At 69.2% G+C, this 26,129-nt stretch carries 26 protein-coding genes and 1 tRNA gene; 13 read left to right on the top strand and 14 right to left on the bottom strand.

All coding sequences use genetic code 11. The features are described 5' to 3' along the window. Nucleotides 1–89: 89 nt before the first annotated feature. The 6 genes from CPY97_RS11910 (at nt 90) to CPY97_RS11885 (ending at nt 6,509) form a co-directional block, all read left to right on the top strand. The gene (locus CPY97_RS11910; protein WP_096423019.1) at nt 90–1,358 is read left to right on the top strand and encodes an ATP-binding protein; all 1,269 of its coding nucleotides are present in this window, start codon (nt 90–92) and stop codon (nt 1,356–1,358) included. Next, nucleotides 1,355–2,113, top strand: coding sequence for a response regulator (locus tag CPY97_RS11905; protein ID WP_096423018.1), 759 nt, complete (start codon nt 1,355–1,357; stop codon nt 2,111–2,113). Before CPY97_RS11910 ends, CPY97_RS11905 begins: the two co-directional genes overlap by 4 nt. Nucleotides 2,114–2,185: 72 nt before the next feature. Further along, nucleotides 2,186–2,977, top strand: coding sequence for a DeoR/GlpR family DNA-binding transcription regulator (locus CPY97_RS11900; protein ID WP_096423017.1), 792 nt, complete (start codon nt 2,186–2,188; stop codon nt 2,975–2,977). Beyond that, nucleotides 2,974–4,005, top strand: a complete 1,032-nt coding sequence (locus CPY97_RS11895) for a 1-phosphofructokinase family hexose kinase (RefSeq protein WP_096423015.1) — start codon at nt 2,974–2,976, stop codon at nt 4,003–4,005. Before CPY97_RS11900 ends, CPY97_RS11895 begins: the two co-directional genes overlap by 4 nt. A 53-nt stretch (nt 4,006–4,058) precedes the next feature. Then, nucleotides 4,059–6,158: a PTS fructose transporter subunit IIABC gene (locus CPY97_RS11890; RefSeq protein ID WP_096423013.1), complete on the top strand. Its 2,100-nt coding sequence runs from the start codon at nt 4,059–4,061 to the stop codon at nt 6,156–6,158. 81 nt (nt 6,159–6,239) lie between these two features. Next, nucleotides 6,240–6,509 (top strand): HPr family phosphocarrier protein, encoded by a 270-nt coding sequence (locus CPY97_RS11885; protein WP_096423011.1) that lies wholly within the window; start codon nt 6,240–6,242, stop codon nt 6,507–6,509. 18 nt (nt 6,510–6,527) lie between these two features. On the opposite strand, the gene CPY97_RS11880 is transcribed toward CPY97_RS11885, so the two are convergent. Then, nucleotides 6,528–6,603, bottom strand: a tRNA-Lys gene (locus CPY97_RS11880). A 54-nt stretch (nt 6,604–6,657) separates the two neighbouring features. On the opposite strand from CPY97_RS11880, the gene CPY97_RS11875 reads away from it, so the two are divergent. The 5 genes from CPY97_RS11875 (at nt 6,658) to CPY97_RS11855 (ending at nt 11,038) form a co-directional block, all read left to right on the top strand. After that, nucleotides 6,658–7,308 carry a DNA-directed RNA polymerase subunit beta gene (locus CPY97_RS11875; RefSeq protein WP_096423009.1) on the top strand — a complete coding sequence of 217 codons (651 nt, stop codon included), beginning with the start codon at nt 6,658–6,660 and terminating at the stop codon, nt 7,306–7,308. Nucleotides 7,309–8,034: 726 nt separating this feature from the next. Next, nucleotides 8,035–8,568 (top strand): cupredoxin domain-containing protein, encoded by a 534-nt coding sequence (locus tag CPY97_RS11870; protein ID WP_096423007.1) that lies wholly within the window; start codon nt 8,035–8,037, stop codon nt 8,566–8,568. Nucleotides 8,569–8,645: 77 nt separating this feature from the next. Further along, nucleotides 8,646–9,335 (top strand): hypothetical protein, encoded by a 690-nt coding sequence (locus tag CPY97_RS11865; RefSeq protein ID WP_096423005.1) that lies wholly within the window; start codon nt 8,646–8,648, stop codon nt 9,333–9,335. Nucleotides 9,336–9,593: 258 nt separating this feature from the next. Beyond that, the gene (gene sigK / locus CPY97_RS11860) at nt 9,594–10,187 is read left to right on the top strand and encodes an ECF RNA polymerase sigma factor SigK (RefSeq protein ID WP_419866108.1); all 594 of its coding nucleotides are present in this window, start codon (nt 9,594–9,596) and stop codon (nt 10,185–10,187) included. Further along, nucleotides 10,184–11,038, top strand: a complete 855-nt coding sequence (locus tag CPY97_RS11855) for an anti-sigma factor domain-containing protein (protein ID WP_096423001.1) — start codon at nt 10,184–10,186, stop codon at nt 11,036–11,038. The genes sigK and CPY97_RS11855 overlap by 4 nt, the downstream gene beginning before the upstream one ends. 3 nt (nt 11,039–11,041) lie before the next feature. Here CPY97_RS11855 and CPY97_RS11850 read toward each other — a convergent pair whose 3' ends face one another. The 13 genes from CPY97_RS11850 to CPY97_RS11790 all read right to left on the bottom strand — a co-directional run bounded on the left by CPY97_RS11850 (nt 11,042) and on the right by CPY97_RS11790 (nt 25,079). Continuing rightward, on the bottom strand, nt 11,042–11,716 hold the full coding sequence (locus CPY97_RS11850) for a winged helix-turn-helix transcriptional regulator (RefSeq protein ID WP_096422999.1): 675 nt from the start codon (nt 11,714–11,716) through the stop codon (nt 11,042–11,044). Nucleotides 11,717–11,772: 56 nt separating this feature from the next. After that, nucleotides 11,773–12,552: a phosphate ABC transporter ATP-binding protein PstB gene (pstB, locus tag CPY97_RS11845; RefSeq protein ID WP_096422997.1), complete on the bottom strand. Its 780-nt coding sequence runs from the start codon at nt 12,550–12,552 to the stop codon at nt 11,773–11,775. Between the two features lie 23 nt (nt 12,553–12,575). Further along, nucleotides 12,576–13,673: a phosphate ABC transporter permease PstA gene (gene pstA / locus CPY97_RS11840; protein WP_096422995.1), complete on the bottom strand. Its 1,098-nt coding sequence runs from the start codon at nt 13,671–13,673 to the stop codon at nt 12,576–12,578. A gap of 1 nt (nt 13,674) precedes the next feature. Further along, entirely contained in the window at nt 13,675–14,631 is a 957-nt protein-coding gene (gene pstC, locus CPY97_RS11835) for a phosphate ABC transporter permease subunit PstC (protein ID WP_096422993.1), read from the bottom strand. 130 nt (nt 14,632–14,761) lie between these two features. After that, the gene (locus tag CPY97_RS11830) at nt 14,762–15,877 is read right to left on the bottom strand and encodes a phosphate ABC transporter substrate-binding protein PstS (RefSeq protein WP_096422991.1); all 1,116 of its coding nucleotides are present in this window, start codon (nt 15,875–15,877) and stop codon (nt 14,762–14,764) included. 180 nt (nt 15,878–16,057) lie between these two features. Continuing rightward, on the bottom strand, nt 16,058–16,837 hold the full coding sequence (pstB, locus tag CPY97_RS11825) for a phosphate ABC transporter ATP-binding protein PstB (protein WP_096422989.1): 780 nt from the start codon (nt 16,835–16,837) through the stop codon (nt 16,058–16,060). Between the two features lie 52 nt (nt 16,838–16,889). Then, a complete protein-coding gene (pstA, locus tag CPY97_RS11820) occupies nt 16,890–18,005 on the bottom strand; it encodes a phosphate ABC transporter permease PstA (protein ID WP_096422987.1) in 1,116 nt (371 codons plus the stop codon). Continuing rightward, the gene (gene pstC / locus CPY97_RS11815) at nt 18,002–18,967 is read right to left on the bottom strand and encodes a phosphate ABC transporter permease subunit PstC (RefSeq protein ID WP_096422985.1); all 966 of its coding nucleotides are present in this window, start codon (nt 18,965–18,967) and stop codon (nt 18,002–18,004) included. The genes pstA (CPY97_RS11820) and pstC (CPY97_RS11815) overlap by 4 nt, the downstream gene beginning before the upstream one ends. Then, nucleotides 18,964–20,040, bottom strand: a complete 1,077-nt coding sequence (pstS, locus tag CPY97_RS11810; RefSeq protein ID WP_096422983.1) for a phosphate ABC transporter substrate-binding protein PstS — start codon at nt 20,038–20,040, stop codon at nt 18,964–18,966. Before pstS ends, pstC (CPY97_RS11815) begins: the two co-directional genes overlap by 4 nt. Nucleotides 20,041–20,173: 133 nt before the next feature. Next, nucleotides 20,174–21,124 carry an NUDIX hydrolase gene (locus tag CPY97_RS11805; protein ID WP_096422981.1) on the bottom strand — a complete coding sequence of 317 codons (951 nt, stop codon included), beginning with the start codon at nt 21,122–21,124 and terminating at the stop codon, nt 20,174–20,176. Between the two features lie 69 nt (nt 21,125–21,193). Next, nucleotides 21,194–23,389 carry an RNA degradosome polyphosphate kinase gene (locus CPY97_RS11800; RefSeq protein WP_173826889.1) on the bottom strand — a complete coding sequence of 732 codons (2,196 nt, stop codon included), beginning with the start codon at nt 23,387–23,389 and terminating at the stop codon, nt 21,194–21,196. 37 nt (nt 23,390–23,426) lie between these two features. After that, the gene (locus CPY97_RS11795; protein ID WP_231923945.1) at nt 23,427–24,344 is read right to left on the bottom strand and encodes an MFS transporter; all 918 of its coding nucleotides are present in this window, start codon (nt 24,342–24,344) and stop codon (nt 23,427–23,429) included. 39 nt (nt 24,345–24,383) lie between these two features. After that, entirely contained in the window at nt 24,384–25,079 is a 696-nt protein-coding gene (locus tag CPY97_RS11790; protein WP_096422977.1) for a response regulator transcription factor, read from the bottom strand. A 54-nt stretch (nt 25,080–25,133) separates the two neighbouring features. Between CPY97_RS11790 and CPY97_RS11785 the strand changes: the two genes are divergently transcribed. Both CPY97_RS11785 and CPY97_RS11780 read left to right on the top strand, forming a co-directional pair. Continuing rightward, on the top strand, nt 25,134–25,400 hold the full coding sequence (locus CPY97_RS11785) for a hypothetical protein (RefSeq protein WP_096422975.1): 267 nt from the start codon (nt 25,134–25,136) through the stop codon (nt 25,398–25,400). 132 nt (nt 25,401–25,532) lie between these two features. Next, on the top strand, nt 25,533–26,129 hold the full coding sequence (locus CPY97_RS11780; protein WP_096422973.1) for an FABP family protein: 597 nt from the start codon (nt 25,533–25,535) through the stop codon (nt 26,127–26,129).

Here is a 26,129-nt window from a genome sequence, read left to right as displayed (position 1 = left end):
ATGTGGGAAGTAGGATGACAGCGCGTCGCCCGGGGTGGTTCGGCGCGGCGCTTATTGCTCTTTAGTGCTCACGACTTGCTGAGGTGTCCATGCCCGCGCCGACGATCGCCGCACCCCGCCGGCGGGTGCGTCGCGCGGGGATTCTGCTCATGCAGTGCCTCGTCGTCTTGATCGTCGTGGCCGTCACGAGCGCGACCGCCATCGCCCTGCAGGAGCGCAGCATCCGCCTGGCGACGGAGGAGCGCGTCCTCGATGTCGCCCGGAGCCTGGCCGCGCTCGATCAGGTGACGGCGGCGCTGCTGCTGCCGCGCGAGGCGGCGACCGCGGAGCTGCAGCCGCTCGCCGACCTCATTGAGGAGGCCGCGGGCGTCGACTACGTCGTGATCACGGATGAGATCGGAGTGCGCATCACGCATCCGATCCCGGATGCCCGCGGCGAGGTCGTCTCGACCGATGCCTCGGCGATCTTGGCGGGCGAGACCTTCGTGGGCACCGAGACGGGCACGCTCGGGCCGACCCTGCGCGCCAAGGTGCCCATCCGCTCCGGCGACGCGATCGTCGGCATCGCCTCGGTGGGCATTCTGGAGCGGGAGATCGCTCGCGACTTCGAGACGGCCATCGCGGGCCTGCTCCCGTTCGTGCTCGGCTCGGTGCTGCTCGGCTGCATCGCGAGCGCTCTGCTGACGAGCGTGCTCAACCGTCGGCTGCGGCGCCTCGAGACCCAGGTGACCGAGCTCGCGGTGCAGGAGCGTATCGCGGGCGCTCTGCGCGAGCAGACCCACGAGTTCCGTACCCAGCTTCACGTCGTGCGCGGGCTCGTCGCGCAGGGTGAGTCGCAGCCAGCGCTTGAGTACCTCGGCCGCATCGTGCCGATCGTCGGGGAGGGCGGGGCGGGCGCTGACATCGCTGACCCGACCCTGCGCGCCCTGCTGACCGCGCTCGAGGCAGAGCTTGCCGAGCTGGGGGCAGAGTTGACCGTCGACCCGCTCACGGCCGTCGACGCGACGACGATCGACGATGACGAGCTCGTGGTGATCGCCAACCTCTGCCGCAACGCGGGGGAGTCGGGCGCTCGCCGCGTGCTCATGGTCATGCGCGCCGACCACGAGGGCGTGCACCTGGTCGTCGACGACGACGGGCCGGGGGTGGATGCTGCGGTCGCGTCTCGCATCTTCGATCGCGGCGTCACGACCAAGCCCGATGTCACGGGCGCGGGCCGGGGCGTCGGGCTCGACCTGGTGCGCCGCATCGTGAGCAGTCGTGGAGGCACGGTCGAGGTCGGGCGCTCGACGCTGGGCGGCGCGCGGTTCACGGTCGAGCTGCCCCCTTTGCTCAGCCGCGCGGGGGCTTCGCGATGAGCGCGAGCGGCCCGATCAAGACCCTCATCGTCGACGACGACGCGGATGTGCGCCGCCTTCACGCTGGCTACATCGCAGATATCGACGGCTTTCACCTCGTGGGGGCGGTTGGGCACGGCGAGGCCGCCGCGGAGTTCGCCGCGCGCGGCGATGTCGACCTCGTGCTGCTCGACATGAACCTGCCCGACTTCAGCGGCATCGAGGTGCTACACCGCCTGCGCTCGGGCGCCGGGGCAGAGGTCGACGTGCTCGTCATCAGCTCCGCCCGTGATCGGCTCACGGTGCGCCAGGCTCTGTCCGCCCGCGTCATCGGGTATCTCGCCAAGCCGTTCACGGCGGAAGCCCTCGCCCAGAGGCTCGTCGCCTACCGCGACGGACGCGCGGCTGAAGCCTCGGAGGAGAGGCAGATTCCTTTGGGGCAGGGAGAGATCGACCGGATGCTCCGCCTCGGCGGCACGTCGACCGTCGGCGTCGCGACGCAGCCGGCCCCTCGATCGTCTCCCGCGGGCGCGACGACGCCGGACCTGCCGAAGGGCATATCGCGCACGACGCTGGAGGCGGTGCAGACGGCGCTTCACCCCGTGCATCCGCACACCGCGGTCGAGATCGCGCAAGCCTGCGGCATGTCCCGCGCGACCGCGCGGCGCTACCTGGACCTCCTCGTCTCGACCGCACAGGTGGACGTGTCGCATCGATACGGGCGCCGCGGGCGGCCCGAGGTGCTCTATCGGCTCGCGCCGACCTCACCTGGCTAGCACTCGTCACAAACTATTGTTTTGTGTGGGAATGTGTTGTAACGTGTGGGAAATCCATCGGAGGGTTACCGCATGTACGCAACGGAGCGCCAGCAGATCATCACCACGCTGCTGACAGACGAGGGCCGCGTCGCCGTCGTCGAACTTGCTCGCCGCTTCGACGTCACAACGGAGACCATCCGACGGGATCTCGCCGCGCTGGACGGTGCGGGAATCCTGCGGCGCGTGCACGGGGGTGCCGTTCCGCGGGATCGTGCGAGCACGCTCGAGCCCTCGCTCACCGAGCGGCAAGACCACCAGGCGTCCGCAAAGTCCGCGATCGCCCGTCGTGCTCTCGACGTGCTCGGCGAAGATTTCCGGGGCTCGGTCTACCTGGATGCCGGGACCACGACGGCGGCCGTGGCGACGCAGTTGGTGCGCCGCGCATCCGAGACGCCGGTCGATGTCGTGACGCACGCGCTCACGCTCGCCCACGACCTCGCGGCTGACCTCGTCGCCAGTCCGGTGGGGTCGCTCACCGTCATCGGCGGCCGCGTGCGCGGCCTGACCGCGGCCGCCGTGGGGGCGGAGACCGTGCGGGCCATCGAGGGGTTGCGGCCGGACGTCGCGTTCGTGGGCACGAACGGCGTCTCGAGCGAGTTCGGGCTCAGCACGCCCGACCCCGACGAGGCGGCCGTCAAGCGCGCGATCGTGCATGCTGCTCGCCGAGTCGTCGTCGTCGCCGACGCCGAGAAGCTCGGTCGCGAGTTGCTTGTTGGCTTTGCTGACCTCGCCGACATCGACGTGCTCGTGACCGATGGGGTCCCCGACGCCACACTCGCCGCAGCGCTCGCCGACGCCGGGGTGGAGGTGTGGCAGGCATGATCGTCACCCTCACGGCGAACCCGTCGCTCGATCGCACGATCGCGCTCGACGCCCCGCTGCAGCCCGGCGAGGTGCAGGCGGCACAGTCGGCCCGTGAGGATGCCGGCGGCAAAGGCATCAACGTCTCGCGGGCGGTCGCCGCGGCCGGTCACGCGACCCTCGCAGTGCTGCCGCTGTCGGAGGCCGACCCCTACCGCGTGCCCTTGCAGGCGACCCGGCTCGAGACCCGGCCGGTCTCCGTACGCGGGACCGCGCGCGCCAACCTCACCATCACCGACCCGGCCGGCGAAACCACGAAGCTCAACCTGCCCGGCTCGACGCTCGCCCCGACCGAGGCCGAGGCGCTCATCGCCGCCGTCGTCGACGCGACGGTCGGCGCGCGCTGGCTCGTGCTCGCGGGGTCGGTTCCTCCCGGAGCGGGAGACGACTTCTACGTGCGCGTGATCGATGCTGTGCGCCGCGCGCACGGTGACGCCGCCCCGCGCATCGCCGTCGACACCTCGGGCGATGCTCTGCGGGCGGTCGTCGAGCACGGCCACCCCGACCTCATCAAGCCGAACGACGAGGAGCTCGCCGAGCTGGCCGGGGTCGACCTCGCCGGTGTCGACCTCGCGGGCGCCGGCACTGCGGGCACGGAGACTGCCAGCACCGACGCCGCCGGCACGGACGCCGCGAGCGCCGACACGACGGCCCTGCACTCCGCCGTCCTCGGCGTAGCCCGCCGCCTCGTCCCGTCGCGCGTCGCGGCGGCCCTTGTCACGCTCGGCTCCCGCGGTGCGCTCCTCGTGACCGCCGACAGCGCGTGGGCGGCCCCGGCCCCGCGCATCCGCGTCGCCAGCACCGTCGGCGCGGGCGACAGTTCGCTCGCCGGCTACCTGCTGGCCGAATCGGCGGATGCGCCCCCCGCCGACCGCCTGACGCATGCGATCCGCTATGGCGCGGCCGCCGCATCCCTTCCCGGAACTCAGCTCCCCGCACCCCACGATCTGCCCACCGACGACCTTCCGGTCGTCACCCTCACCGAGTAGCTGCGCTACCGCCACCACCACCATCCCGATCACCCCGACCAATGGAGGTCACCATGTCACCGACCATCACCCCGCAGCTCGTCAGCCTCGACGCTGACCTCGGGCCCGATAAGGCCGCCGTCATCCGCGCCCTCGCCGCGCGCGTCGTGGCCGAGGGCCGCGCGACCGACGCCGACGCCCTCTTCGCCGACGCCTGGGCACGTGAGGAACAGGACGAGACCGGCCTGCCCGGCGGTATCGCCATCCCACACGCCAAGTCGTCTGCCGTCACGGAGCCCGCTCTCGCCTTCGCCCGACTCGCTCCCGGCGTCGACTTTGGGGCTCCCGATGGGCCCGCCGACCTCGTCTTCCTCATCGCGGCACCGGCAGACGCACCCGAGGCCCACCTCGCCGTGCTCTCGAAGCTCGCGCGCCACCTCATGCAGGAGGAATTCACCTCCGGGCTCCGTGCCGCCACCACCGAGGCAGACGTCGTCCAGCTCGTCCTCGAGGCGATCGGCGAGGCCGAGCCCGCCGCGACGCCCGAGAGCGGCACGGGAAAGCACGCAGCCCCGTCCGCTGCACCGGATGCGCACAGCGCGACCGCCGCATCCGCTCAGGCTGGGTCCGCGCACGATATCGACGGCCGGCCCGCCCGCATCGTTGCAGTGACCGCGTGCGCGACCGGCATCGCCCACACCTTCATGGCCGCCGACGCGCTCACCGCCGCCGGTAAAGCCAACGGTGTCGATCTCGTCGTCGAGCCGCAGGGCTCGAGCGGCTACCAAGCACTGCCGCAGGACGTCATCAGCGCCGCAGACGCCGTCATCTTCGCGACCGACGTGGACGTGCGCGAGCCGCAGCGCTTCGCCGGCAAGCCCGTCATCCGCGCCGGCGTCAAGCGTGGCATCGAGCAGCCACGTCAGCTCATCGAAGCCGCCATCGCTGCTGCCGGTGATCCGGCCGCCGAGCGCGTGAGCGGTTCGGCCGAGGCGGCCGCCAGCGCAACCACAGCGCGCACGGAGTCGGCGGGGCGACGCATTCAGCGCATCCTGCTGACGGGCGTCAGCTACATGATTCCGTTCGTCGCGGGCGGTGGCCTCCTCATCGCCCTCGGCTTCCTGCTCGCGGGGTACGAAGTCACCGAGAACGCGGCGACGATCATCATCGACAACTCGCTGTGGAACCTGCCCGCGGGTGGCGAGGACCTCCTCCTCGGCTCGCTCGGTCTCTACCTCGGGTCGGTTGCCTTCATGATCGGCGCGACCTCGATGGGCTTCCTCGTCTCGGCCCTCGCCGGGTACATTGCCTTCGCGATCGCCGACCGGCCCGGTATCGCCCCCGGATTCGTCGCGGGAGCCGTCGCCGTCATCATGAACGCCGGCTTCATCGGCGGCATCATTGGGGGACTGCTCGCCGGTTTCGTCGCCCTGTGGCTCACGCGCCTGCCCGCGCCGCGCTGGCTTCGCGGCCTCATGCCGGTCGTGATCATCCCGCTCATCGCGTCGATCGTCGCCTCCGGTCTCATGGTGCTCGTTCTCGGTCGCCCGATCGCCGCGCTCATGGAGGGCCTCACAAACTGGCTCAACGGTCTCGCCGGCACCTCAGGCATCGTGCTCGTCGGCGTCATTCTCGGCCTCATGATGTGCTTCGACCTCGGTGGCCCGGTCAACAAGGTTGCCTACGCCTTCGCCACCGCGGGCCTTGCCTCGGCCTCGCTCGACAACTCGACCCCGTACCTCATCATGGGTGCCGTCATGGCGGCGGGCATGGTGCCGCCGCTCGCGATGGCGCTCGCCTCGACCGTACTGTCGAAGGGCTCCTTCACGGCCGTCGAGCGCGAGAACGGCAAGGCCGCCTGGCTGCTCGGAGCCGCGTTCATCAGTGAGGGCGCCATCCCGTTCGCCGCGGCCGACCCGCTGCGCGTCATCCCCGCCTCGATGATCGGCGGCGCCGTCACCGGCGCCCTGTCGATGGCCTTCGCGGTCGAATCACTCGCCCCGCACGGCGGCATCTTCGTCCTCTTCGCCATCAGCCCGGTCTGGGGCTTCCTCGCCGCACTGGTCGCGGGAACGATCGTGACGGCGCTCGCCGTGATCGCCCTCAAGAAGTGGGTGGGCCGCCGCGTCGACGATTCCGTCGCCACCAGCCAGCCGGCGACCGTCGCCGCGTAGCGGGCGCCGCCCGGCCGGTGAGATCCGCGCCGGGCGCGCACCGCGCATCCCCCGAACGATCGATACAGAAGGAGAACGACCATGGCAGAACGCCAGGCCACCATCGCCAGCAGCTCCGGGCTACACGCCCGCCCCGCCAAGCTCTTCGTGAAAGCCGTGCAGGAAAAGCCCGTAGCCGTGACCATCTCGGTGGGCGACGGCCCCGAACTGAACGCCGGGAGCATCCTGTCGCTCATGGGGCTCGGTGCCACACAGGGCACCGTCGTGACGCTGCGGGCCGAGGGTGACGGCGCCGAGCAGGCGCTCGACGAGCTCGTCGCGCTGCTCGAGACCGACCTCGACGCCGAGTAGAAGCGAACGGTCGGGTAGTGGTGGGCCCCGTCGGGCTCGAACCGACGACCCGCGGATTAAAAGTCCGCTGCTCTGCCAACTGAGCTAGAGGCCCGCCCCCCAGCGTACCGGCCCGCGACGCCCAGCGCTCGGGGGTAGCGTGGCGGCCATGGCCGAGCGTCCCCACCGACCCACACGTGTGCCCTCCGAGTTCTTCGAGGCCTACGAGGGCGGACTCGACCCCGCCGTGCAGCTGCGCATCGCCCACGACAGCGCCCGCGCGCTCGTGCACCGCGTGCGCACGGCCGCGGCCGACGGAGCCGACGGGGCCGACGTGGTCGAGCGCATGGTCGCCTACACCGACGAGCACGGCCTCGACACGCTCGCCGAACTCTGGGCGCAGGCCGGGCCCCGCACCCTGCCCGGCGCGCTGTGGCGCCTGTCGCTCCTGCGCGCCATGATTCGTCAGGATGCTCGGGGCACCGCCCTCATTTATCAGCGCGGATCCGAGGTGCTCGCCTCGTCGGCCCACGTGGTCGTCGCCGGGGCCGAGGCGCCCACCGGCCCGGACGAGATTCTCCGGCTCGCCGACCAGGTGTTGCGCGGCGCCTACTCAGGAGATTTCGCTGTTGCGCTCGACCGCGCTGCGGCGTTCTGTCGGGTGTCGGCCGCGGGCGCGGCCGACCTCGCCGACGACGCGGATGCGGGTCTCGACGACGAACGCGCCGCCGTGATGACGGGGCGAGCATCCCGCCTCGCCGAGAGCGCGGACGATTTCACCGCCTGCGCCGCCCTCGAGCGCCGCTCCGCCCTTGACTAGTCCGGGGCTGCGCGCGTCGCGCCGCCGCGCTGCCGCGCCCGCCTGCCGACCCACCACTCGCCCGCGAAGTGTGTCGCACTGCCTTCGCCGAAACACGGGTTTGCGCCGAGACAACCCTCGGGTCAGCCGTGTTTCGGCGCAAATCCTTGTGTCGACGCGCGCGCATCCCGAACTGGAGCCGTATCGGTGGTTCAGGGCCGACGTGATCAGGCTCCCGCGCGCCACAGCGGCCCCAAACCGCCGGAGCGATGGCACACCGTGCGGGTTTGCGCAGTTCGTGCAGTCGTGAACCCGCTCGGAATGCGCAAACCCGCACGCTTCAGACGCGTCTGACCGCTGCGCGCGCGACCCTTCGCCCGCCCGTCCGCTCTCGCACCCCCGACACGCCCGGGCTCGGCCCGCACCTGAGTATCCGCGGAATAACCCAGCGCGTACCGCCGTTAGTCTTGAGCAGCCGGTCCGCAGTAACCCCGGGCTCCAAATTTCGCCGCTACGAGCGGCCTCGCGCCGAGAGGCGTTCTGCGGGCCGGCTTTTTCGTGCCCGCGCCCGCCGCCCCGGCACGCTGTGCCCGCGTGCTGCCCCGCAAACCCCGCACGCTGCCCCGCAAACCCCGCCCGCTGCCCCGCAAACCACCACCCACCCCGACCCGCACCCCCGAACCTGAGAGTCACCTCTACGGCCCCATCCGCGCCAAACCACATGCCCGTCTCCCCCGAACACTGGGCATGACATCGACCACGTTCGGCTCCCGCACTGCGCGGCGCACCTTCCCGGTGCGTGCGGCGCTCGCCGCGGCGACGCTGGCCGCACTCCTCGGGGCGACGGGATGCGCATCCGCGACATCCCCGACCGCCGAGCCGAGCGCATCCATCGCCCCCGACGCGCAGAGCGACGAGACGAACGCCACCGACGACGCCGAGCCGGCTGTTCCGGCCGAGCCCGGCCCCGACGAGGTCATCGCGATCGGCCTGCGGTTCACCCCGCAGACGATCACGGTGCCGGTCGGAACGACGGTGACCTGGCGCAACGCCGAAGGGATCGGTCACACGATCACCTCCGGCGCCTGGGGGGACGTCAACGAGACCACCGGTCTCCGCGGCAGCCAGGAGGCCGATGGCATGTTCCGTCACGCGCTCGCGCGGGCGGGGGAAGAGGGGGACACCTTCTCCTTCACATTCACCGAACCGGGGGAGTACCCGTACTTCTGCGAGCCCCACCTCACGATGAACGGTTCCGTCATCGTCGAGGCGGCCGGCTAGCGGGATGCACGGATCACCTCCCGGCTCACCACACAGTTCCACCACACAGTTCCACCACACACAAGGAGATACGCACCATGCGCAAGGTAACTGCATTCGCTGGCCTCGGCCTCGCCGCCGCCCTCGTTTTGACCGGCTGCGCCGCCGAGGCGGAGGCTCCGGCCGATGAGCCCACGATGGAGCAGCCGGCCCCCGAGGCCGACGCTCCCATGATCGACACGGTCAACAGCGACGGGGCGAACCTCCGCGCCGCGCTGACCGCCCTGCTCGCCGACCACGTGTACCTCGCCGGTGCCGCGATCAACCAGGCGCTTGCCGACGGCGGCGACCTCGAGACCCCGGCCGTTCAGGCGGCCGTCACGGCGCTCGACGAGAACTCGGTCGAGGTTGCCGCGCTGGTCGGCTCGGCCTACCCCGACGCCGAGCAGCCGTTCCTCGACTCGTGGCGCTCGCACATCCCGTTCTTCGTGAACTACACGCTCGGCCAGGCCACCGGTGACCAGGAACTCGCCGACCAGGCGGTCGCGGACCTGGGTGCCTACGCCGTGTCGTTCGGTGAGCTGATCAACTCGGTCGTTCCCGAGCTGCCGGCCGAGGCCGTTCAGGCTGAGCTTGAGATGCACGCCACGACGCTGCTTGCGGCGATCGACGCGAACATCGCGGGCGACCCGGCCTACTTCGACCTCCTCAAGGAGGCCGCCAGCCACATGCCGATGACCGCCAACGCTCTCGCCGGCGGCATCGCGGCGAACCTCGGCCTGCAGTAAGGGCCGACTCCTCACCAGGGTTGTTCCTCCACCTAGGTGAACCCGGAGCCGCCGGGCGGGACTGCATTCCCGCCCGGCGTTTCCGTGTGCCCTGGGCGCACGCCGCGTGAACTCGAGCCGGTTTGCGCACACTGTGCGCCGTCACGCCGGCACGAAGTGCGCGAACCGGCTCGAGTTCAGCCCGCCCCAGGGCCGAGCATCCGCCGCGTTCTCAGCGATTACGCACCCGAAGCGGCGTCGACCTGGAATGCTGGAGCCGTGCATCCAGAACCAGAGGTGGCGACCGACGACGCGACGCCGCCCGCAGCCGACGAGGCGACCGCCCTGCTGACGCGCACAGCTTCCGGCGACCAGCGCGCGTTCAGCGACCTCTACGACCTCATCGCCCCGCGCATGCTGGGTCTCGTGCGGCACGTGCTCAAAGACCACGCGCAGTCGGAGGAGGTCGTGCAGGAGGTTCTCCTCGAGGTGTGGCAAACCGCTTCGCGCTTCGATCCGAATAAGGGGAAAGCGGTGACGTGGATGCTCACGATGGCTCACCGACGCGCGATCGACCGGGTGCGCAGCGCCCAGGCGAGCCGCGATCGGGACACCAAGATCGGCATCCGCGATCTCGGCCGAGACGTCGACACGGTGTCGGAGACGGTCGAGATCAGCATCGAACACAAGCGAGTGGAGAAGGCGATGGCGAGGTTGAGCGACCTGCAACGGCAGGCGGTCGAGCTCGCCTACTACGGCGGCTACACGCAGAGCGAGGTGGCCGAGATGCTGAACATTCCGCTCGGAACAGTCAAGACACGATTGCGCGATGGGCTGATACGCCTGCGCACAGAATTGGGGGTGGCGTCATGAGTTCGTTGTCGAACGAGCAGCTCGAGACCGCTGCCGCCTACGCGCTGGGCGCGCTCGACGCCGACGAGGCAGCCGAGTTCGAGTTGGTGCTGGCGCTCTCACCCGAGCTGCAGCGCGAGGTCGAGTCGCTGCGCGAGGCAACGGGGATGCTCGGAGCGGCCACCGCTCCCGTCGCCCCGTCACCGGGTCTGAAGCTGTCGGTTATGGCGCAGCTGGCGGCGACGCCGCAGCTGCCGAGGGAAGACGCAGGCGCGCAGCTCGCGGCCCACGCCGCCCCGGTCGACCCGGCCCAGCTGGCGCCCGCTCACACTCTGGCCGGTGCGGAGCCGGCAACGGAGATTCCTGCGCCGATCCCGATGAGCGGTCTCGCCGCCGACAAGGCCCGTATGCGGTGGTTCGCCCGCCCGGCGACGATTGTCGCGGCTGCCGCGGCCGCCGTCGCCCTGTTCTTCGCCGGAGTCTTCGCCGCCGATCTGGTGCGCCCGAGTTCGGTCAACCAGCAGGTGCTGGCGCAGGTGGTCGCCGCTCCCGATGCGACGGTCGCTTCGAGCGAGGTCGCCGGTGGTGCGACGGCGAGTCTCGTGAGCTCCGAGTCGCTCGGACTGTCGGTGATGGTGTTCGACGGTCTTGAGGCGCTCTCCGACGACGAGGCGTACGCGCTCTGGTACATCACGGGCGACCAGATCTCGCCGGCCGGCCTGTTCACGGTCGACGCCGACGGGCAGACCGTGCAGGTGCTTGAGGGCGAGTTCGTCGCCGGAACGATCGTCGGCGTGACGGTCGAGCCCGCGTCGGGTAGCCCGCAGCCGACGAGCGACCCGATCGTCGCGATCGTCACCGAGTCTGCGTAAGGCTTAGTCGACCCGCACCCGGTAGCCGACGCCACGGACGGTTTCGATGGGCGACAGCCCCCGCTCGGATGCTGCGCCCAGCTTCGCGCGGATCGACCCGATCATGACGCGCACCGCGCGCGCCCCCGCCTCGGAGTCGACGTCGGGGGAGAACTGGCGCGCGAGGTCCTGCGGAGACACGAGGCGCGGGGCGCGGGCGGCGATCGTGTGCAGCATCGAGAACTCGCGGTGGGTGAGGCGCACGTCGACTCCGGCGTAGCTGACCATGTGGGCGGCGGTGTCGATGTGCAGGTCGCCGACGATGACGGCGGGCGTGTGGGGTGAGCTCGGCAGCCCGAGACCCATGAGGCAGCGACGCAATTCCTCGGCCGTGAAGGGCGTTGGCAAGAGAGCGTTGGCGCCTGCGTCGAGCGCGCGAGCAGCGTCAGTGTTGCCGGTCGCTGCCGCGTCGATCGCCACAACGACGGGCACGTTCGCCCACTGGTGCACGGTATTGATGAGTGCGTCGAGCTCCACTCCGGTCGGCTCGGCGGGTGTCAGCACCACGTCGGGAGCGTCGCTCGCGAGCGCGACGAGCAACTCTGCGGCGTCGCGATGCTCCACATAGTCGACTCCGGCGGCGATCAACTGCCGGTCGGTGTCGCGGCACAGCTCCCGGAGGGCGGTCGTGCCGGCCACGCGACGAAACGCGCGCGGTCCATGGGCGGCGCGGGGAGCATCCTGAGTCTGCGGGCTCACCCGAACTTGCCCGAGACGTAGTCTTCCGTCGCCTTGACGGACGGGTTCGAGAAGATCACCGAGGTGTCGTCATACTCGATGAGCGTGCCGGGCATGCCCGTGCCGGCGATGGTGAAGAACGCGGTCTTGTCACTCACCCGTGAGGCCTGCTGCATGTTGTGCGTGACGATGACGATCGTGTAGTCGCGCTTGAGCTCCTCGATGAGGTCCTCGATGGCGAGGGTCGAGATGGGGTCGAGGGCCGAGCAGGGCTCGTCCATGAGAATCACCTCGGGCTCGACGGCGATCGCCCGGGCGATGCAGAGGCGCTGCTGTTGACCGCCCGAGAGAGACGAGCCGGGGCGGTCGAGGCGATCCTTGACCTCGTTCCAGAGATTCGCGCCCTGGAGGGACTTTTCGACGAGGTCGTCGGCGTCCGACTTCGAGATGCGACGGTTGTTGAGCTTGACGCCGGCGAGCACGTTGTCGGCAATCGACATCGTTGGGAACGGGTTGGGGCGCTGGAACACCATGCCCACCTGGCGACGAACGAGCACGGGGTCGATGCCCGCGCCGTACAGGTTGTCGCCGTCCACGAGCACCTCACCTTCGACGTAGGCGCCGGGAATCACCTCGTGCATGCGGTTCAGCGTGCGGATGAACGTCGACTTTCCGCATCCTGACGGCCCGATGAAGGCTGTCACGCTGCGGGGCTCAATGGTGAGGCTGACATCCTCTACGGCCTTGAACTTGCCGTAGTAGACGTTGAGGTCGCGGACTTCGATGCGCTTAGACACGGGTGAACTTTCTTCTCGGGGGGTCAGCGGCCGAGCTTCGGCGCGAAGAGGCGGGCGATGAGTCGGGCAGTCAGGTTGAGCACCATGACGATGAGAATCAGGGTGAGCGCGCCGGCCCAGGCGCGGTCGAGGAAGGCCTGGCTGTCGACACCCTGGTTGGCGTAGGAGGTGAAGACGAACACGGGCAGCGACTGCATGCGGTCGTTGAACATGTCGTAGTTCATGCTCGCGGTGAAGCCCGCAACAATCAGCAGCGGGGCCGTCTCGCCGATGACTCGGGCAATGGCGATCATGATGCCCGTCGTGATGCCGGCGATGGAGGTCGGCAAGACGACCTTCAGCACCGTGAGCCACTTGGGTACCCCGAGGGCGTACGACGCCTCGCGCAATTCGTTGGGCACGATGCGCAGCATCTCCTCGCAGGAGCGCACGACGACAGGAATCATCAGCACGCTGAGCGCGATCGAGCCGGCGAAGCCCATGCGAACACCCGGTCCGAAGACGAGGGCGAACAGTGCGAAGGCGAACAGGCCGGCGACGATGGAGGGGATGCCCGTCATGACGTCGACGAAGAACGTGATCGCCCGGGCGAGCGGGCCGCGCCCGTATTCCACGAGGTAGATCGCGGTCATCAGGCCGATCGGGATGGAGATGATCGCCGCAGTGCCGGTCATGAGCAGCGTGCCGACGATGGCGTGAGCGGCGCCGCCGCCTTCGCCGACAACGTTGCGCATCGACTCGGAGAAGAACTGAATGTCGAATCGGGCAGCGCCGCGGGTGACGACGGTGAAGAGCAGGGAAATGAGCGGGATGATCGCGACCGTGAATGCGATCGTCACCATCGCCGTAACGAAGCGGTCCGTGGCCTGCCGCGTTCCTTCGATCTGTCGGCTGATCAGGGTGATCATGACGACGTACAGCACGGTGCCGAGGGCAAGAGCGAGGGTCAGGCTGAGGCCGTCCGTCGCGCCGACGGAGCCGAGGAACGCCGCAACGCCGAACCCAGCCGCGAGGCTCAGCCCGAGGATCGTCCACGGCGTGCGGCGATTGAGGCGTCCGTGGTCGTGAATGTTCGCCGGCGTCGAGGTGCGCAGGAGCGCGGGAGTGCTGTCGATGGCCATGTCAGTTCGCTCCCGAGAAGTCTTTGCGACGGTTGACCACCCAGCGGGCAATCGAGTTCACGATGAGGGTGATCACGAAGAGGACGAGGCCCGTCGCGATCAGGAGGTTTACGTTGACCCCGTACGACTCGGGGAAGCTGAGCGCGATGTTCGCGGCGATCGTCGAGGGGTTACGCGACTGCAGAACCGCGAACGACACGACCGCGGCCGGTGACAGAACCATGGCCACGGCCATCGTTTCGCCGAGCGCACGTCCGAGGCCGAGCATCGCTCCGGAGACGATGCCGGGGCGGCCGAAGGGCAACACCGCCATGCGAATCATTTCCCAGCGCGTTGCGCCGAGCGCCAGCGCGGCCTCCTCGTGCAGAACGGGGGTTTGCAGGAAGACCTCGCGACAGATGGCCGTCATGACCGGCAGGATCATGACACCGAGCACGATCGCGGCGGTGAGAATCGTCCGACCCGTGCCCGACGCGGGCGGGGCAAAGAGCGGAATCCAGCCGAGGTTCTCCGTCAACCACGTGTACAGGGGCTGCACGGCCGGGGCAAGAACGCCGATGCCCCACAGGCCGTAGACGACGCTCGGCACAGCGGCGAGAAGGTCGATGATGTAGCCGAGCGCTTGCGCGAGTCGGCGGGGGGCGTAGTGCGAGATGAAGAGCGCGATGCCGATCGCGAGCGGCAAAGCCATGAGCAGGGCAAGCGACGCCGACCAGAGGGTTCCGAAGACAAGCGGCCACACGTAGGCCCAGAAGCTGTCGGGTCGGCCGATGAAGTCATTCGGGTCGGCAACGAGAGCGGGAAGGCTCTGGGCGACAAGGAAGATGGCGACGGCAGCGAGGATGACGAGAATCAGCGAGCCGGCGATGAGTGCCGACTTCGAGAAGACGCGGTCGCCCAGGCGTTGATACGCGCGGGGGCTCTCAGCGGCGGTGGGGGGCGTAGCCGTGGCTGTCATGCGCTCGCTTCCGGGTGGGTGATGCAGGGCGGGTAGTGCAGTGTGTCGTTACGACGGTGGTTCCGTGGAGATGTGGTGCCGGGGTGGACGCTGCCGTGAGGCAGTGCCCACCCCGGCTCAGGGCTATCGACTAGGAGATGACGTCGATCGCCGCGTTGACCTGGCCCGAGAGCGTGGCCGAGATCGGGGCCGAGCCCGCGTTCTCAGCCGCGTTCGCCTGACCGGCGTCGCTGGCGACGTAGCGCAGGAAGGCCTGCGTCAGCTCGGCCTGCGCCGAGTCCGCGAAGGTCTCGCAGGTGATCAGGTAGGCAACGAGCACGATCGGGTAGGCGCCCGAGTCAGCCGTGTTGCGGTTCAGGTCGAAGGTGAGGTCGAAGTCGGCGCGACCCTCCTGCAGCTCCGAGTCGTCGACGACGGCCGCGGCGGCCTCGGGCGAGAACGGAACGTAGGTGTCACCGACGAGCACCGACACCTGGCCGAGGCCTCCGGCGCGCGAGGCGTCGGCGTAACCGATGGTGCCCGTACCGTTGGTGACGGCGTCGACAACGCCCGAGGTGCCCTGGGCGGCCTCGCCAGCGGCGAGCTCGGTCGGCCAGTCGCCGCTGACGTCGAAGGTCCAGACGCTCGGCGCTGCCTGGGCGAGGTAGTCGACGAAGTTCTCAGTGGTGCCCGACGAGTCGGAGCGGTTGACCGGGGTGATGCGCAGGTCGGGCAGGTCGACGCCCTCGTTCTGCGACGCGATGGCCTCGTCGTTCCAGTTGGTGATCTCGCCCGCGAAGATACCGGCGATGGTGTCGGCGTCCATGTTGAGCGACTCGATGCCGTCAACGTTGAAGATCACGGCGATCGGCGAGATGTAGACGGGCAGCTGCACGATGCCGCTGTCGGGGGCGCAGGCCTCGAAGGTGATCTCCTCGAGCTCGGTGGTGCGGAACGCGCGGTCCGAGCCCGCGAAGGCCGAGCCGCCGCCGGCAAAGGTCTCGCGACCCGCGCCCGACCCGCTCGGGTCGTAGTTGACGGTCACGTCGGGGTTGGCGGTCTGGAACTCGGCGATCCAGCCCTCCATGGCGGCGCCGATCGACGACGCGCCCGCGCCGACGAGGGTGCCCGAGAGGCCCGCGGGGGCCTCGGCGCCCGGCTCGGCCGGAGTGGTCGGCTCGTCACTTTCGTTGGTTGCGCAGCCGGTGAGCACGAGAGCTCCGGCGGCGAGAAGGGCGGTAAAGCTGCCCGCACGCTTGATGTTCACTGTGGTCCCTTCGGGGATGTGATCAGGGGGTTCGGATCCCCCGGGTGGGTGATCCAGCCCCCGACGCTAAGAGCGCCGTGTGACCACAGTGACCAGTTCCGATGAACGGCGAGTGAACGACAGGGAAACCCTGCCCCCGAGCCTGCCGCGACCGCGCCCCGCCGCGGTTCCGACCGCCGACTACCCGAACTTGCCGGAGACGTAGTCTTCGGTCGCCTTGACCGACGGGTTCGAGAAGATCGTCGCCGTCTCGTCGTACTCGATGAGCTTGCCGGGCTTACCCGTTCCCGCGATGTTGAAGAACGCCGTCTTGTCGCTCACGCGCGACGCCTGCTGCATGTTGTGGGTGACGATGACGATCGTGTACTCGGTCTTCAGCTCTTCGATGAGGTCCTCGATTGCGAGCGTCGAGATGGGGTCGAGCGCCGAGCACGGCTCGTCCATCAGAATCACCTCGGGTTCGACCGCGATTGCCCGCGCGATGCACAGCCGCTGCTGCTGACCGCCCGACAGCGACGAGCCGGGGCGGTCGAGGCGGTCCTTCACCTCGTTCCAGAGGTTCGCGCCGCGCAGTGACGTCTCGACGAGAGCCTCGGCATCTGACTTCGCGATGCGCCGGTTGTTGAGCTTGACGCCCGCGAGCACGTTGTCGGCGATCGACATCGTCGGGAACGGGTTCGGCCGCTGGAACACCATGCCCACCTGGCGTCGCACGAGCACCGGGCCGACGCCCTTGCCGTACAGGTTGTTGCCGTCGACAAGCACCTCACCCTCGACGCGTGCCCCGGGAATGACCTCGTGCATCCGGTTCAGCGTGCGCAGGAAGGTCGACTTGCCGCAGCCCGACGGCCCGATGAAGGCGGTGACGCTGCGGGGCTCGATGGTGAGGGTGACGTCCTCGACGGCCTTGAACGAGCCGTAGTAGACATTCAGGTCGCGAACTTCGATGCGCTTCGACACGGGGTTCCTTTTGCGGTCAGATCGGCGAGATTGTGGGGATGTTCGGCGCGCGTCAGCGCCCGGCCTTCGGCCTGAAGAGGCGGGTGATCAGGCGGGCGATGAGGTTCAGCGCCATGACGATGATGATGAGGGTGAGCGCGCCGGCCCAGGCCCGTTCGAGGTAGAACTCGACGTCGCTTCCGGGGTTGGCGTACTGCGTGTACACGAACACCGGCAGCGACTGCATGCGCTCGCTGAACACGGTGTAGTTCATGCTCGAGGTGAAGCCGGCGACGATGAGCAACGGCGCCGTCTCGCCGATGACGCGGGCGATGGCCAACGTGATGCCGGTGATGATGCCGGCGGCCGCCGTCGGCAGGACGACCTTGGCGATCGTGAGCCACTTCGGCACGCCGAGCGCGTACGCCGCCTCGCGCAACTCGTCGGGCACGAGCTTCAGCATCTCTTCGCTCGAGCGCACGACGACCGGGATCATCAGCACGCTCAGCGCGACCGAGCCCGCGAAGCCCATGCGCACACCCTCACCGAAGATGAGCACGAACAGCGCGTAGGCGAACAGTCCGGCCACGATCGACGGGATGCCCGTCATGACGTCGACGAAGAACGTGATCGCTCGGGCGAGGGGCCCGCGGCCGTATTCGACGAGGTAGATCGCGGCGAACAGGCCGATGGGCACCGAGATGAGGGTGGCCCACGCGGTGATCTGCAGGGTGCCGACGATGGCGTGCAGCGCGCCTCCACCCTCGCCGATGACGGACCGCATCGACCAGGTGAAGAATTCGAGGTCGAAGCGCGCAGAGCCGTTGACGAGCACCGTCGACAGAACCGAGACGAGCGGCAGCAGCGCCAGCACGAACGCCGAGATGACGAGCGCGATCATGAACCGGTTGGTGGCGGCGCGGCGACCTTCGGCCATGAGCGAGATGGCGGTGACGAGCACGATCGACGCGATGGTTCCGATCGCGATGGCGAGCACGAGTGAGAACTCGGCGATCGCGCCCGCCGCGGCGAGGAGAGCCATGACGGTGATCGCGCCGCCGAGGCACGCGGCGGTCAGCCCAGGAGCGGCCCACCGGGGCAGGCGGCCCGACACGTAGGCGTTGGCCGCGTCGATGGGGGCGCCGGCCGAGCGGCTGGGCACCGTGGGGCGGGGGGCGGTCTGGGTCATCGCGACTCCAGCGATCGCTCGTGGCGGCTCACGATCCAGCGGGCCACCGAGTTGACGACGAGGGTGATGACGAACAGCACGAGGCCGGTCGCGATCAGGGCGTTCACCTGAATGCCGGCCGACTCGGGGAAGTTCAGCGCGATGTTTGCGGCGATGGTCGAGGGGTTTTCGCTCTGAATCACCGCGAAGCTGATGATGGCCGACGGCGACAGCACCATGGCGACCGCCATGGTCTCGCCGAGCGCGCGCCCGAGGCCGAGCATCGACGCCGAAATGATGCCCGAGCGCGCGTATGGGAAGACGGTCATCCGCACCATCTCCCACCACGTGGCGCCGAGGGCGTAGGCGGCCTCCTGGTGGAGGGTGGGCGTCTGCACGAACACTTCGCGGCACAGAGCCGTGATGATGGGCAGCACCATGACGGCCAGCACGATCGCGACCGTCAAGACGGTGCGCCCGGTTCCGGATGCGGGCCCCGCGAACAGTGGGAACCATCCGGCATTCTCGGCGAGCCACTCGTACAGCGGCACGGTGGCCGGCGCGAGCACCGTGATGCCCCACAGGCCGTAGACGACGCTCGGCACGGCGGCGAGCAGGTCGATGATGTAGCCGAGCGGCTGCGCGAGGCGGCGGGGCGCGTAGTGCGAGATGAACAGCGCGATTCCGACGGCGAGCGGCACGGCCATGAGGAGGGCGAGTGCGGCGGCCCAGACCGTTCCGAACGCGAGGGGGGCGACGTAGTCCCAGAAGTTTCCGTCGGTGCCGCGGAATGAGCCTTCCGGGGCCCAGAGCGCGGGCAGCGACTGGGCGATGAGAAAGACGGCGACGGCGGCGAGCGCGACGAGGATCGCGGTGCCGGCTCCGACCGCGACGCGGCTGAACACCCGGTCTCCGCGGCGCTCAACGGCGTCGATCTGACCGGTCGGCGCGGCTGGCGCCTGCTCGGGGGTGGGTGCGGTCATCGGATCCCCTCAATGGCGTCGAGCACGCGGTCGGTGAAGCCCTCCGACAGTGGCGCGGAGCCGGCGAACTCAGCGGCGAGTTCCTGCGCCTCGGGGCTCGCCACCCAGCTGAGGTAGCCGCGCACGAGCTCGGCGTCCGCCGGGTTCGGGTATTCGCGGCAGGCGATGAGGTAGCTCACGAGGACGAGCGGGTAGGCCCCGGGCTCGGTCGTGGTGCGGTCGATGGCGATGGCGAGGTCGTCGTCGGCACGTCCCTCCTCGAGGGGGGATGCTTCCACCACGCGTGCCGCGGCCTCCCTCGTGTAGGCCACGAACTCGTCACCCACCTTGAGGGCGGCGATGGTGAGATCACCCGCGCGGGACGCATCGACGTAGCCAATCGTGTTGCGGCCGTTCGTGACGGCGTTCACGACACCCGAGTTGCCCTGCGCCGACTCGCCGCCGTATGGGAACGAGTCAGCCGCATCGGCCTGCCACTCGTCCGGCGCCGCCTGGGCCAGGTAGTCGGTGAAGTTCTTGGTGGTGCCCGACGCGTCCGACCGGTGCACGGCCGTGATGGTGGCGCTCGGCAGCGCGGCGTTCGGGTTCAGCTCTTGGATGCGCGGGTCGTCCCACTGCCGAATCTCACCGCGGAAGATCAACGCGGCCGTCGCGGCATCCAGGTTCAGTGCATCCACGCCCTCGATGTTCACGATGATGACGAGGGGCGAGATGTAGAGCGGTAGGTTGATCGCGCCCGTGCCGGGAACGCACGCGCCGAGCCCGTTCTCTGCCTCGGCCGCGGTGAGGGCCGAGTCGCTGCCGGCGAAGTCGAGGCCGCCGGCGAGGAACGCTTCGCGCCCGGCGCCCGACCCGGAGGGCTCGTAGTTCACGGTGAGGCGGCCGTTGGCGTTCTGGATTTCGGCGATCCAGACGGCTTGGGCGGATGCCTGCGCCGACGACCCGGCGCCGTCGAGGGTGCCGTCGAGGGTCCCGCTGCTGTCGCCACGGTTCAGCTCATTGACCGCGCACCCGCTGGTGGCGAGGACGGCGGTGATGGCCAGCGCGCTGATGAGTCGGCGCGGAGTATCCACCCGGGTCCTTTCGTGGGGAGCGCACAGAAAAGCGGGAGACGCTGCGTCGGCGTCGTCCCGCAGTCAAGCACAATCGCAACCAAAGGTAAACGGAAGGTTAACGGGATGCTCGGAGGGCATCCACGAATCGCGGTCAGTCGACGGCGGGGCGGTGCGATTCGACGGCGACGAGCCACGGGCGCTCCGTCTCGCGCGAGAAGTGCAGCACCGTGAAGTCGCCCGTCGAGAGGGCCGCGCTGCGCCGCAGCTCGGGCGTGAGGTGGGCTCCGCCGAACTCGGCCGCCGCCTCGATGATCTGCGGAATCACGGGCCCGTGGCTGCACAGCACCGTGCCGAGCCGACGTTGGAGGCGCTTCACCACCTGGGCGCGTACGCGCCCGCCGTCGGCGCGGTAGGCGTCCTGGCTGATGCTGCGCACCTCCTTGACGGGGGCGCCCGTCGCGGCGGCGGTCGGCGCGATCGTGGCGACGCAGCGCGCGGCGACCGACGTCACGAGCACTTCGGGACCGTAGGCGGCGATTCCGCCGGCGACGGACGCCGACTGTTCGAGGCCGCGGTGCAGCAGCGGGCGCGTGGCGTCGGGGCCGTCCCACTGCTCGGGCGGCATTGCCTTGCCGTGCCGCAGCACGACGAGTGGGAAGGTGCGGGCGCGCCCGGCTTCGGCCTGGGCGGCGAAGCGCTCGAGCACATCCACGTCGTGCTCGTAGCTGAGCTTCTTCTCGGCCTTCGCGAGCGGCACCCACTCGAGGGCGAGGATCTCACCGTTCGCCCCATAGGTGTGCCGTTCAGCGGCGCCCGGGTCGACCTCGGCCGACCAGTAGTGGACGGTCTTCGGCCGCCCGCCGGGCAGTCGATACTCAACGGTGCCGAGCGGGGCGCCGAGGACGACGTCGAATCCGGTCTCCTCCGCGATTTCCCGCACCGCCGTATGGGGCAGGGTCTCCCCGGGGTCAACCTTGCCCTTCGGCAGCGAGACGTCCTTGTGCTGGGTGCGGTGCACGACGAGGACGCGCACCTTGCCGTCCACGATCTTCCACAGCACGGCGCCGGCCGCCCGCACGGGGGCCTGAGGGGTGGAGGTCATGCGGTCGTCTTCCCGTCTGAGGGGCGGCGGATTCCGTCAGGCTACCGAGAAACGGGCACCATTTCGCGACTACCGGGCCGTGACGGCCCGTCGGCGGCTGCTGATGCGGGTCATCATCGTGTCTTGCAGGTCGGCGAGCGGACGACCGTCGCTGCGCGAGGCGACGCGCTGCCACTCGCCATCGGGCGTCAAGTGCCACGACGCTGTGCGGTCCGACAGGGTCGCCGCGAACAGCTGGTCGATCTGCTCGAGGTGGGCGGGGTCCGTCAGGCGGATTAGCGCCTCGACACGGCGGTCGAGGTTGCGGTGCATTATGTCGGCGCTGCCGATGAAGATCTGCGGGTCGCCGCCGTGGTGGAAGGCGAAGATGCGCGAGTGCTCGAGATAGCGGCCGAGCACGCTGCGCACGCGAATGTTCTCGCTGAGCCCCTCTTGCCCCGGCACGAGCGCACAGATGCCGCGCACGACAATGTCGACCGGCACGCCCGCCTGGCTCGCGCGATACAGCGCGTCGATGATGGCCTCGTCGACGAGCGAGTTCACCTTGATGCGAATGCCCGCGGGCAAGCCCGCCTTGGCGTTCTTCGTCTCCGTGGCGATCAATTTCAGGAGGCCGCGCCGGAGGTAGCGGGGCGCCACGAGCATCCGCTTGTACTTCTTCTCGATCGCGTAGCCCGAGAGCTCGTTGAACAGGCGCGTGAGGTCTTTGCCGACCTGGTCGTCGGCGGTGAACAGTCCCAGGTCTTCGTAGAGCCGACTGGTCTTGGGGTTGTAGTTGCCCGTGCCGACGTGCGAGTAGTAGCGCAGCTCGCCGTTCTTCTCCTGCCGCACGACGAGGGCGAGCTTGCAGTGGGTCTTCAACCCGACGAGGCCGTACACGACGTGCACGCCGGCCTTTTCGAGCTTGCGCGCCCACTCGATGTTGTTCTGCTCGTCGAAGCGCGCCTTGATCTCGACGAGAGCGAGCACCGCCTTGCCCGCCTCGGCGGCGTCGATGAGCGCCTCGACGATGGGGCTGTCTCCGCTCGTGCGGTAGAGCGTCTGCTTGATGGCGAGCACGTTCGGGTCGGCGGCGGCTTGCTCGAGAAAGGCTTGCACGCTCGTCGCGAACGACTCGTACGGGTGGTGCACGAGGATGTCGCCGGCGGCGATGGCGCTGAACACGTCGGGCTTCGCGTTCGGTTCGGCTGGCTGCAACTGCAGCGCCGTCACGGGCACGTGCTTGGGGTACTTCAGGTGCGGGCGGTCGAGCTTCGCGATCTGAAAGAGTCCGCCCAGGTCGAGCGGGGCGGGCAGGCGGTACACCTCGTTCTCGGTGATGCCGAGTTCGCGCACGAGCAGTCCGAGGGTGACGTCATCCATGTCGTCGGTGATCTCGAGCCGAATGGGCGGGCCGAAGCGGCGACGCAGCAGCTCGCGCTCGAGCGCCTGGATGAGGTTTTCGGCCTCGTCTTCTTCGATCTCGACGTCTTCGTTGCGGGTGAGTCGGAACTCGTGGTGCTCGAGCACCTCCATGCCGGGGAACAGCTCGTCGAGATGGTTCGAGATGAGGTCTTCGATGGTCAAGAAGCGCACGCGACCCGTGCCGTCGTCGGGCAGCTGCACGAAGCGGGGCAGCACGGTCGGCACCTTCAGGCGCGCGAACTCGGTCTTGTCGGTCTTCGGGTTGCGCACCCGCACGCTGAGGTTGAGCGACAGTCCCGAGATGTAGGGGAAGGGGTGCGCCGGGTCAACAGCGAGCGGCATGAGCACCGGAAAGATCTTGGTCGAGAAGATCTCGTCGACCCGCTCGCGGTCGTCGTCGTTCAGGTCGGCCCACGACTCAATGTGAATGTTCTCGTCGTCGAGCTCGGGCTTCACGAGCTCGTGCAGGCACCGCACGTGGCGGTGCTGCAACTCGAGGGCGAGACGGTTGATGTCGGCGAGCACGTCGCCGGGTGCCCGACCCGTGTTCGTCGGCACCGCGAGGCCCGTGACGATGCGGCGCTTGAGGCCCGCGACGCGCACCATGAAGAACTCGTCGAGGTTGGTCGCGAAGATGGCCAAGAAATTGACCCGCTCGAGCAGCGGGGTGGTGGGGTCCTCGGCGAGCTCCAGCACGCGCTGGTTGAAGCGCAGCCAGCTCAACTCACGGTCGAGGTAGCGCTCGATCGGCAGCGTTCCGTCATCGACGCTCGTCGTCTCGTCGTAGTCGTCCATGAAGTCGCCGTCGACGCCGCCGTCGACCTGCGCTCCGTCGCTTGTGGCCCCACCCTCGTCGTGCATCCGCACATTCTGGCACCCGTGGGTGTCGAGAAGGTTGCTACTCGGTGGCGACGAGCGTCGTGGCCTCGTCGGCCGGGTCGCGCTGTGCTCGGCTGAGGGCGAGGAAGGGCAGTGCGCAGGCCGAAATGACGCCGCCGAGCAGCGAGTGGAACGACAGCACGGTTGCGCGTTGCGCTGACGGGATCATGTCGTTCAGGTACGAGCGCTGCGCGGGCTGGGCGACCGACGTCGTGAGCCCCCAGGCGGCGAGCAGCACGATGGCAAGCCACAGCTGGTTGACGAAGGAGAAGGCCACGAGAACGGCCGACGACACGGCGACTGAGGCGATCAGCACGGTGGTGCGACGCCGCACGGCCCGTCGCACCACCGGCGCGAGCGCGCCCCCGATGATCGACGACCCGGCGAAGATCGCGGCGGCGATACCCGCGAGCGCGTAGGCCGTGCTGTCGCCCGCCACCTCGAGCAGGTAGGGCTGCAGGGCGTAGAAGGCGTAGATGCCGACCCCCGCCGTGAACGGCGTCGCGACCATCACCCACCGGATCGCGGGGCGCCGAAAACCGTGATCGATGGATGCCCGCATCACCGTGCGTACGGCCGTCACCGGCCCGGCGCCCCGCACGGGCGTGAACCCGAGGTCGCGCATCAGGGAGCCTGCGACGACGACCATGGCGAGGAGGACACCCACCCGCACGAGGAACGGCACGCCGAGGGTGATCGTGCCGAGCAGGTACGACGCGCGTCGACCCCACGTGTCGGCGACAACACCGGTCGGAATCTCGAAGATCACCATGCCGAGCGTGAAGAACGCGTTCGCCGCGAACGCCTCCAGGTTGCTGAGGCCCGCGTCGAGCAGGAAGAGGGTGTTGATGCCCCAGATGAACGACGCCGCGATCGTGTTGCCGAAGGTCAGCACGTCGAAGGTGCCCTGCACCCGCCGCGCGCTCATGACGCTCATGGCGGCATTGTGTCACCGCGAGGCGGCGGAAAAAGGATCTTAGGCGTCGACGTTTTGAGCGCTCGGCAGAGCGCCGTCCTCGTGGAGGGTGAAGCGGTAGCCGACATTCCGCACGGTGCCGATGAGAGCATCCATGTCGCCGAGCTTTGCGCGAAGGCGCCGCACGTGAACGTCCACCGTGCGGGTTCCGCCGAAGTAGTCGTAACCCCACACCTCGCTCAACAGCTGTTCGCGGGTGAAGACCCGGCTCGGGTGCGTGGCGAGGAAGCGCAACAGTTCGAACTCCTTGAAGGTGAGATCGAGCGTGCGGCCGTTGACTTTCGCCGAGTAGCTCGCCTCGTCGATCACGACGCCCGAGGCCTTGATCAACTGCGACTCGCCATCGCCCTGCGACTGGCGGCCGATCGCGAGCCGCAGCCGCGCGTCGATCTCAGCGGGGCCCGCTGACTCGAGCAGAACGTCGTCGACGCCCCACTCGGCGTTCACCGCGGTCAGGCCGCCCTCGGTGAGTACGACCAGCACGGGGCAGCCGGCGCCGGTCGTCTGCAAGATCTTGCACAGCGTTTTCGCCGCCGCCAGGTCGGTGCGCGCATCGACCAGAATCGCGTCGGCGTTCGGGGCCCCCACGAGGGCTGCGGGCTGGGCGGGCACACGGCGCACGCGATGGCTCAGCAGCCCCAGCGACGGAAGAACATCGGCGTCCACCCGCGAGGTCAGGATGAGCAGATCCGCCATGCGTCCTCCGTGGTGTCAGTGCCCAGTCTATGCGGGCCGCCTAGCATGGAGGACATGTCCCGCACGCTTGCGACCGCGATACCCGTCTGGGGGGCCACCATCACGGCGCTCGTGATCGTCATCGTCGCGCTTCCGAGCGAGAACTGGATCGGGGCTACCGGCGTCGTCGCCGCGTCGGCGGTGCTGCTCGCTTTCATCGTGCAGGTGGCGTTCCAGCGCACCGACGGGGTGGTGCGACGGTTGCTCGCGAGTGTTGTCGGAATCGTGATTGTCGCCGCCCTCGCCTCGGGGCTGATGCTCATCCTCGCCGGTCTACAATGAGCGCATGCTGCTCGCGCTAGAGATCTTCTTCCTCGGCCTGTTGGGCCTGGCGTCGCTCGCCATCGGGTTCGTCTCGGTCGTCGTGCTCGTCAACCTGTATCGCGGCCAGCGCTGACGCGCGGCGGCAGGGCAGTGTTCACCCTCGACGCGAACGTCCCCGCCGAGCTGGCGCCGCTGTCGTGGCTGCTCGGCGTGTGGGAGGGCTCCGGCGCCGTGCACTACGTCGACGGCGAGACCGTGCGCGAACACGAGTTTGGCCAGCGCGTCAGCTTCAGCCACGACGGGCTGCACTACCTGAACTACTCATCGTCGACGTGGCTGCTCGACGGCGAGCAGACCCCCCTCAACGCCGAAGCGGGCTACTGGCGCCTGCACCGCCCCTCGCAGGCCGGTGACCCCGGCCCCGGCATGCTCCCCGGTGTGGGCGACCGTCCCTTCCCGACCGCAGAGTCGGTCGAGCAGTTGCGCACGAGTCGCGACGACTTCGAGATCGAGGTGGCGCTCATTCACCCGAGCGGCATCAGCGAGCTGTACCTCGGCCGCGTGAAGGGCCCGCGCATCGACCTGCAGACCGACGCCGTGATGCGGTCGGCCTCGTCGAAGGAGTACTCGGCCGCCACCCGCATGTACGGCCTCGTTGAGGGCAAGCTGCTGTGGGCGTGGGACATCGCCGCCCTCGGCAACGACTTGCGCACGCACGCCTCGGGCACCCTGAGTCGGGCGGAGTGA

The sequence above is a fragment of the Microcella alkaliphila genome (assembly GCF_002355395.1).
GTDB classification, from domain to species: domain Bacteria; phylum Actinomycetota; class Actinomycetes; order Actinomycetales; family Microbacteriaceae; genus Microcella; species Microcella alkaliphila_A.
Note: the sequence above shows the minus strand (reverse complement) of the source record. Positions and strands in the feature narration are given on the sequence as shown.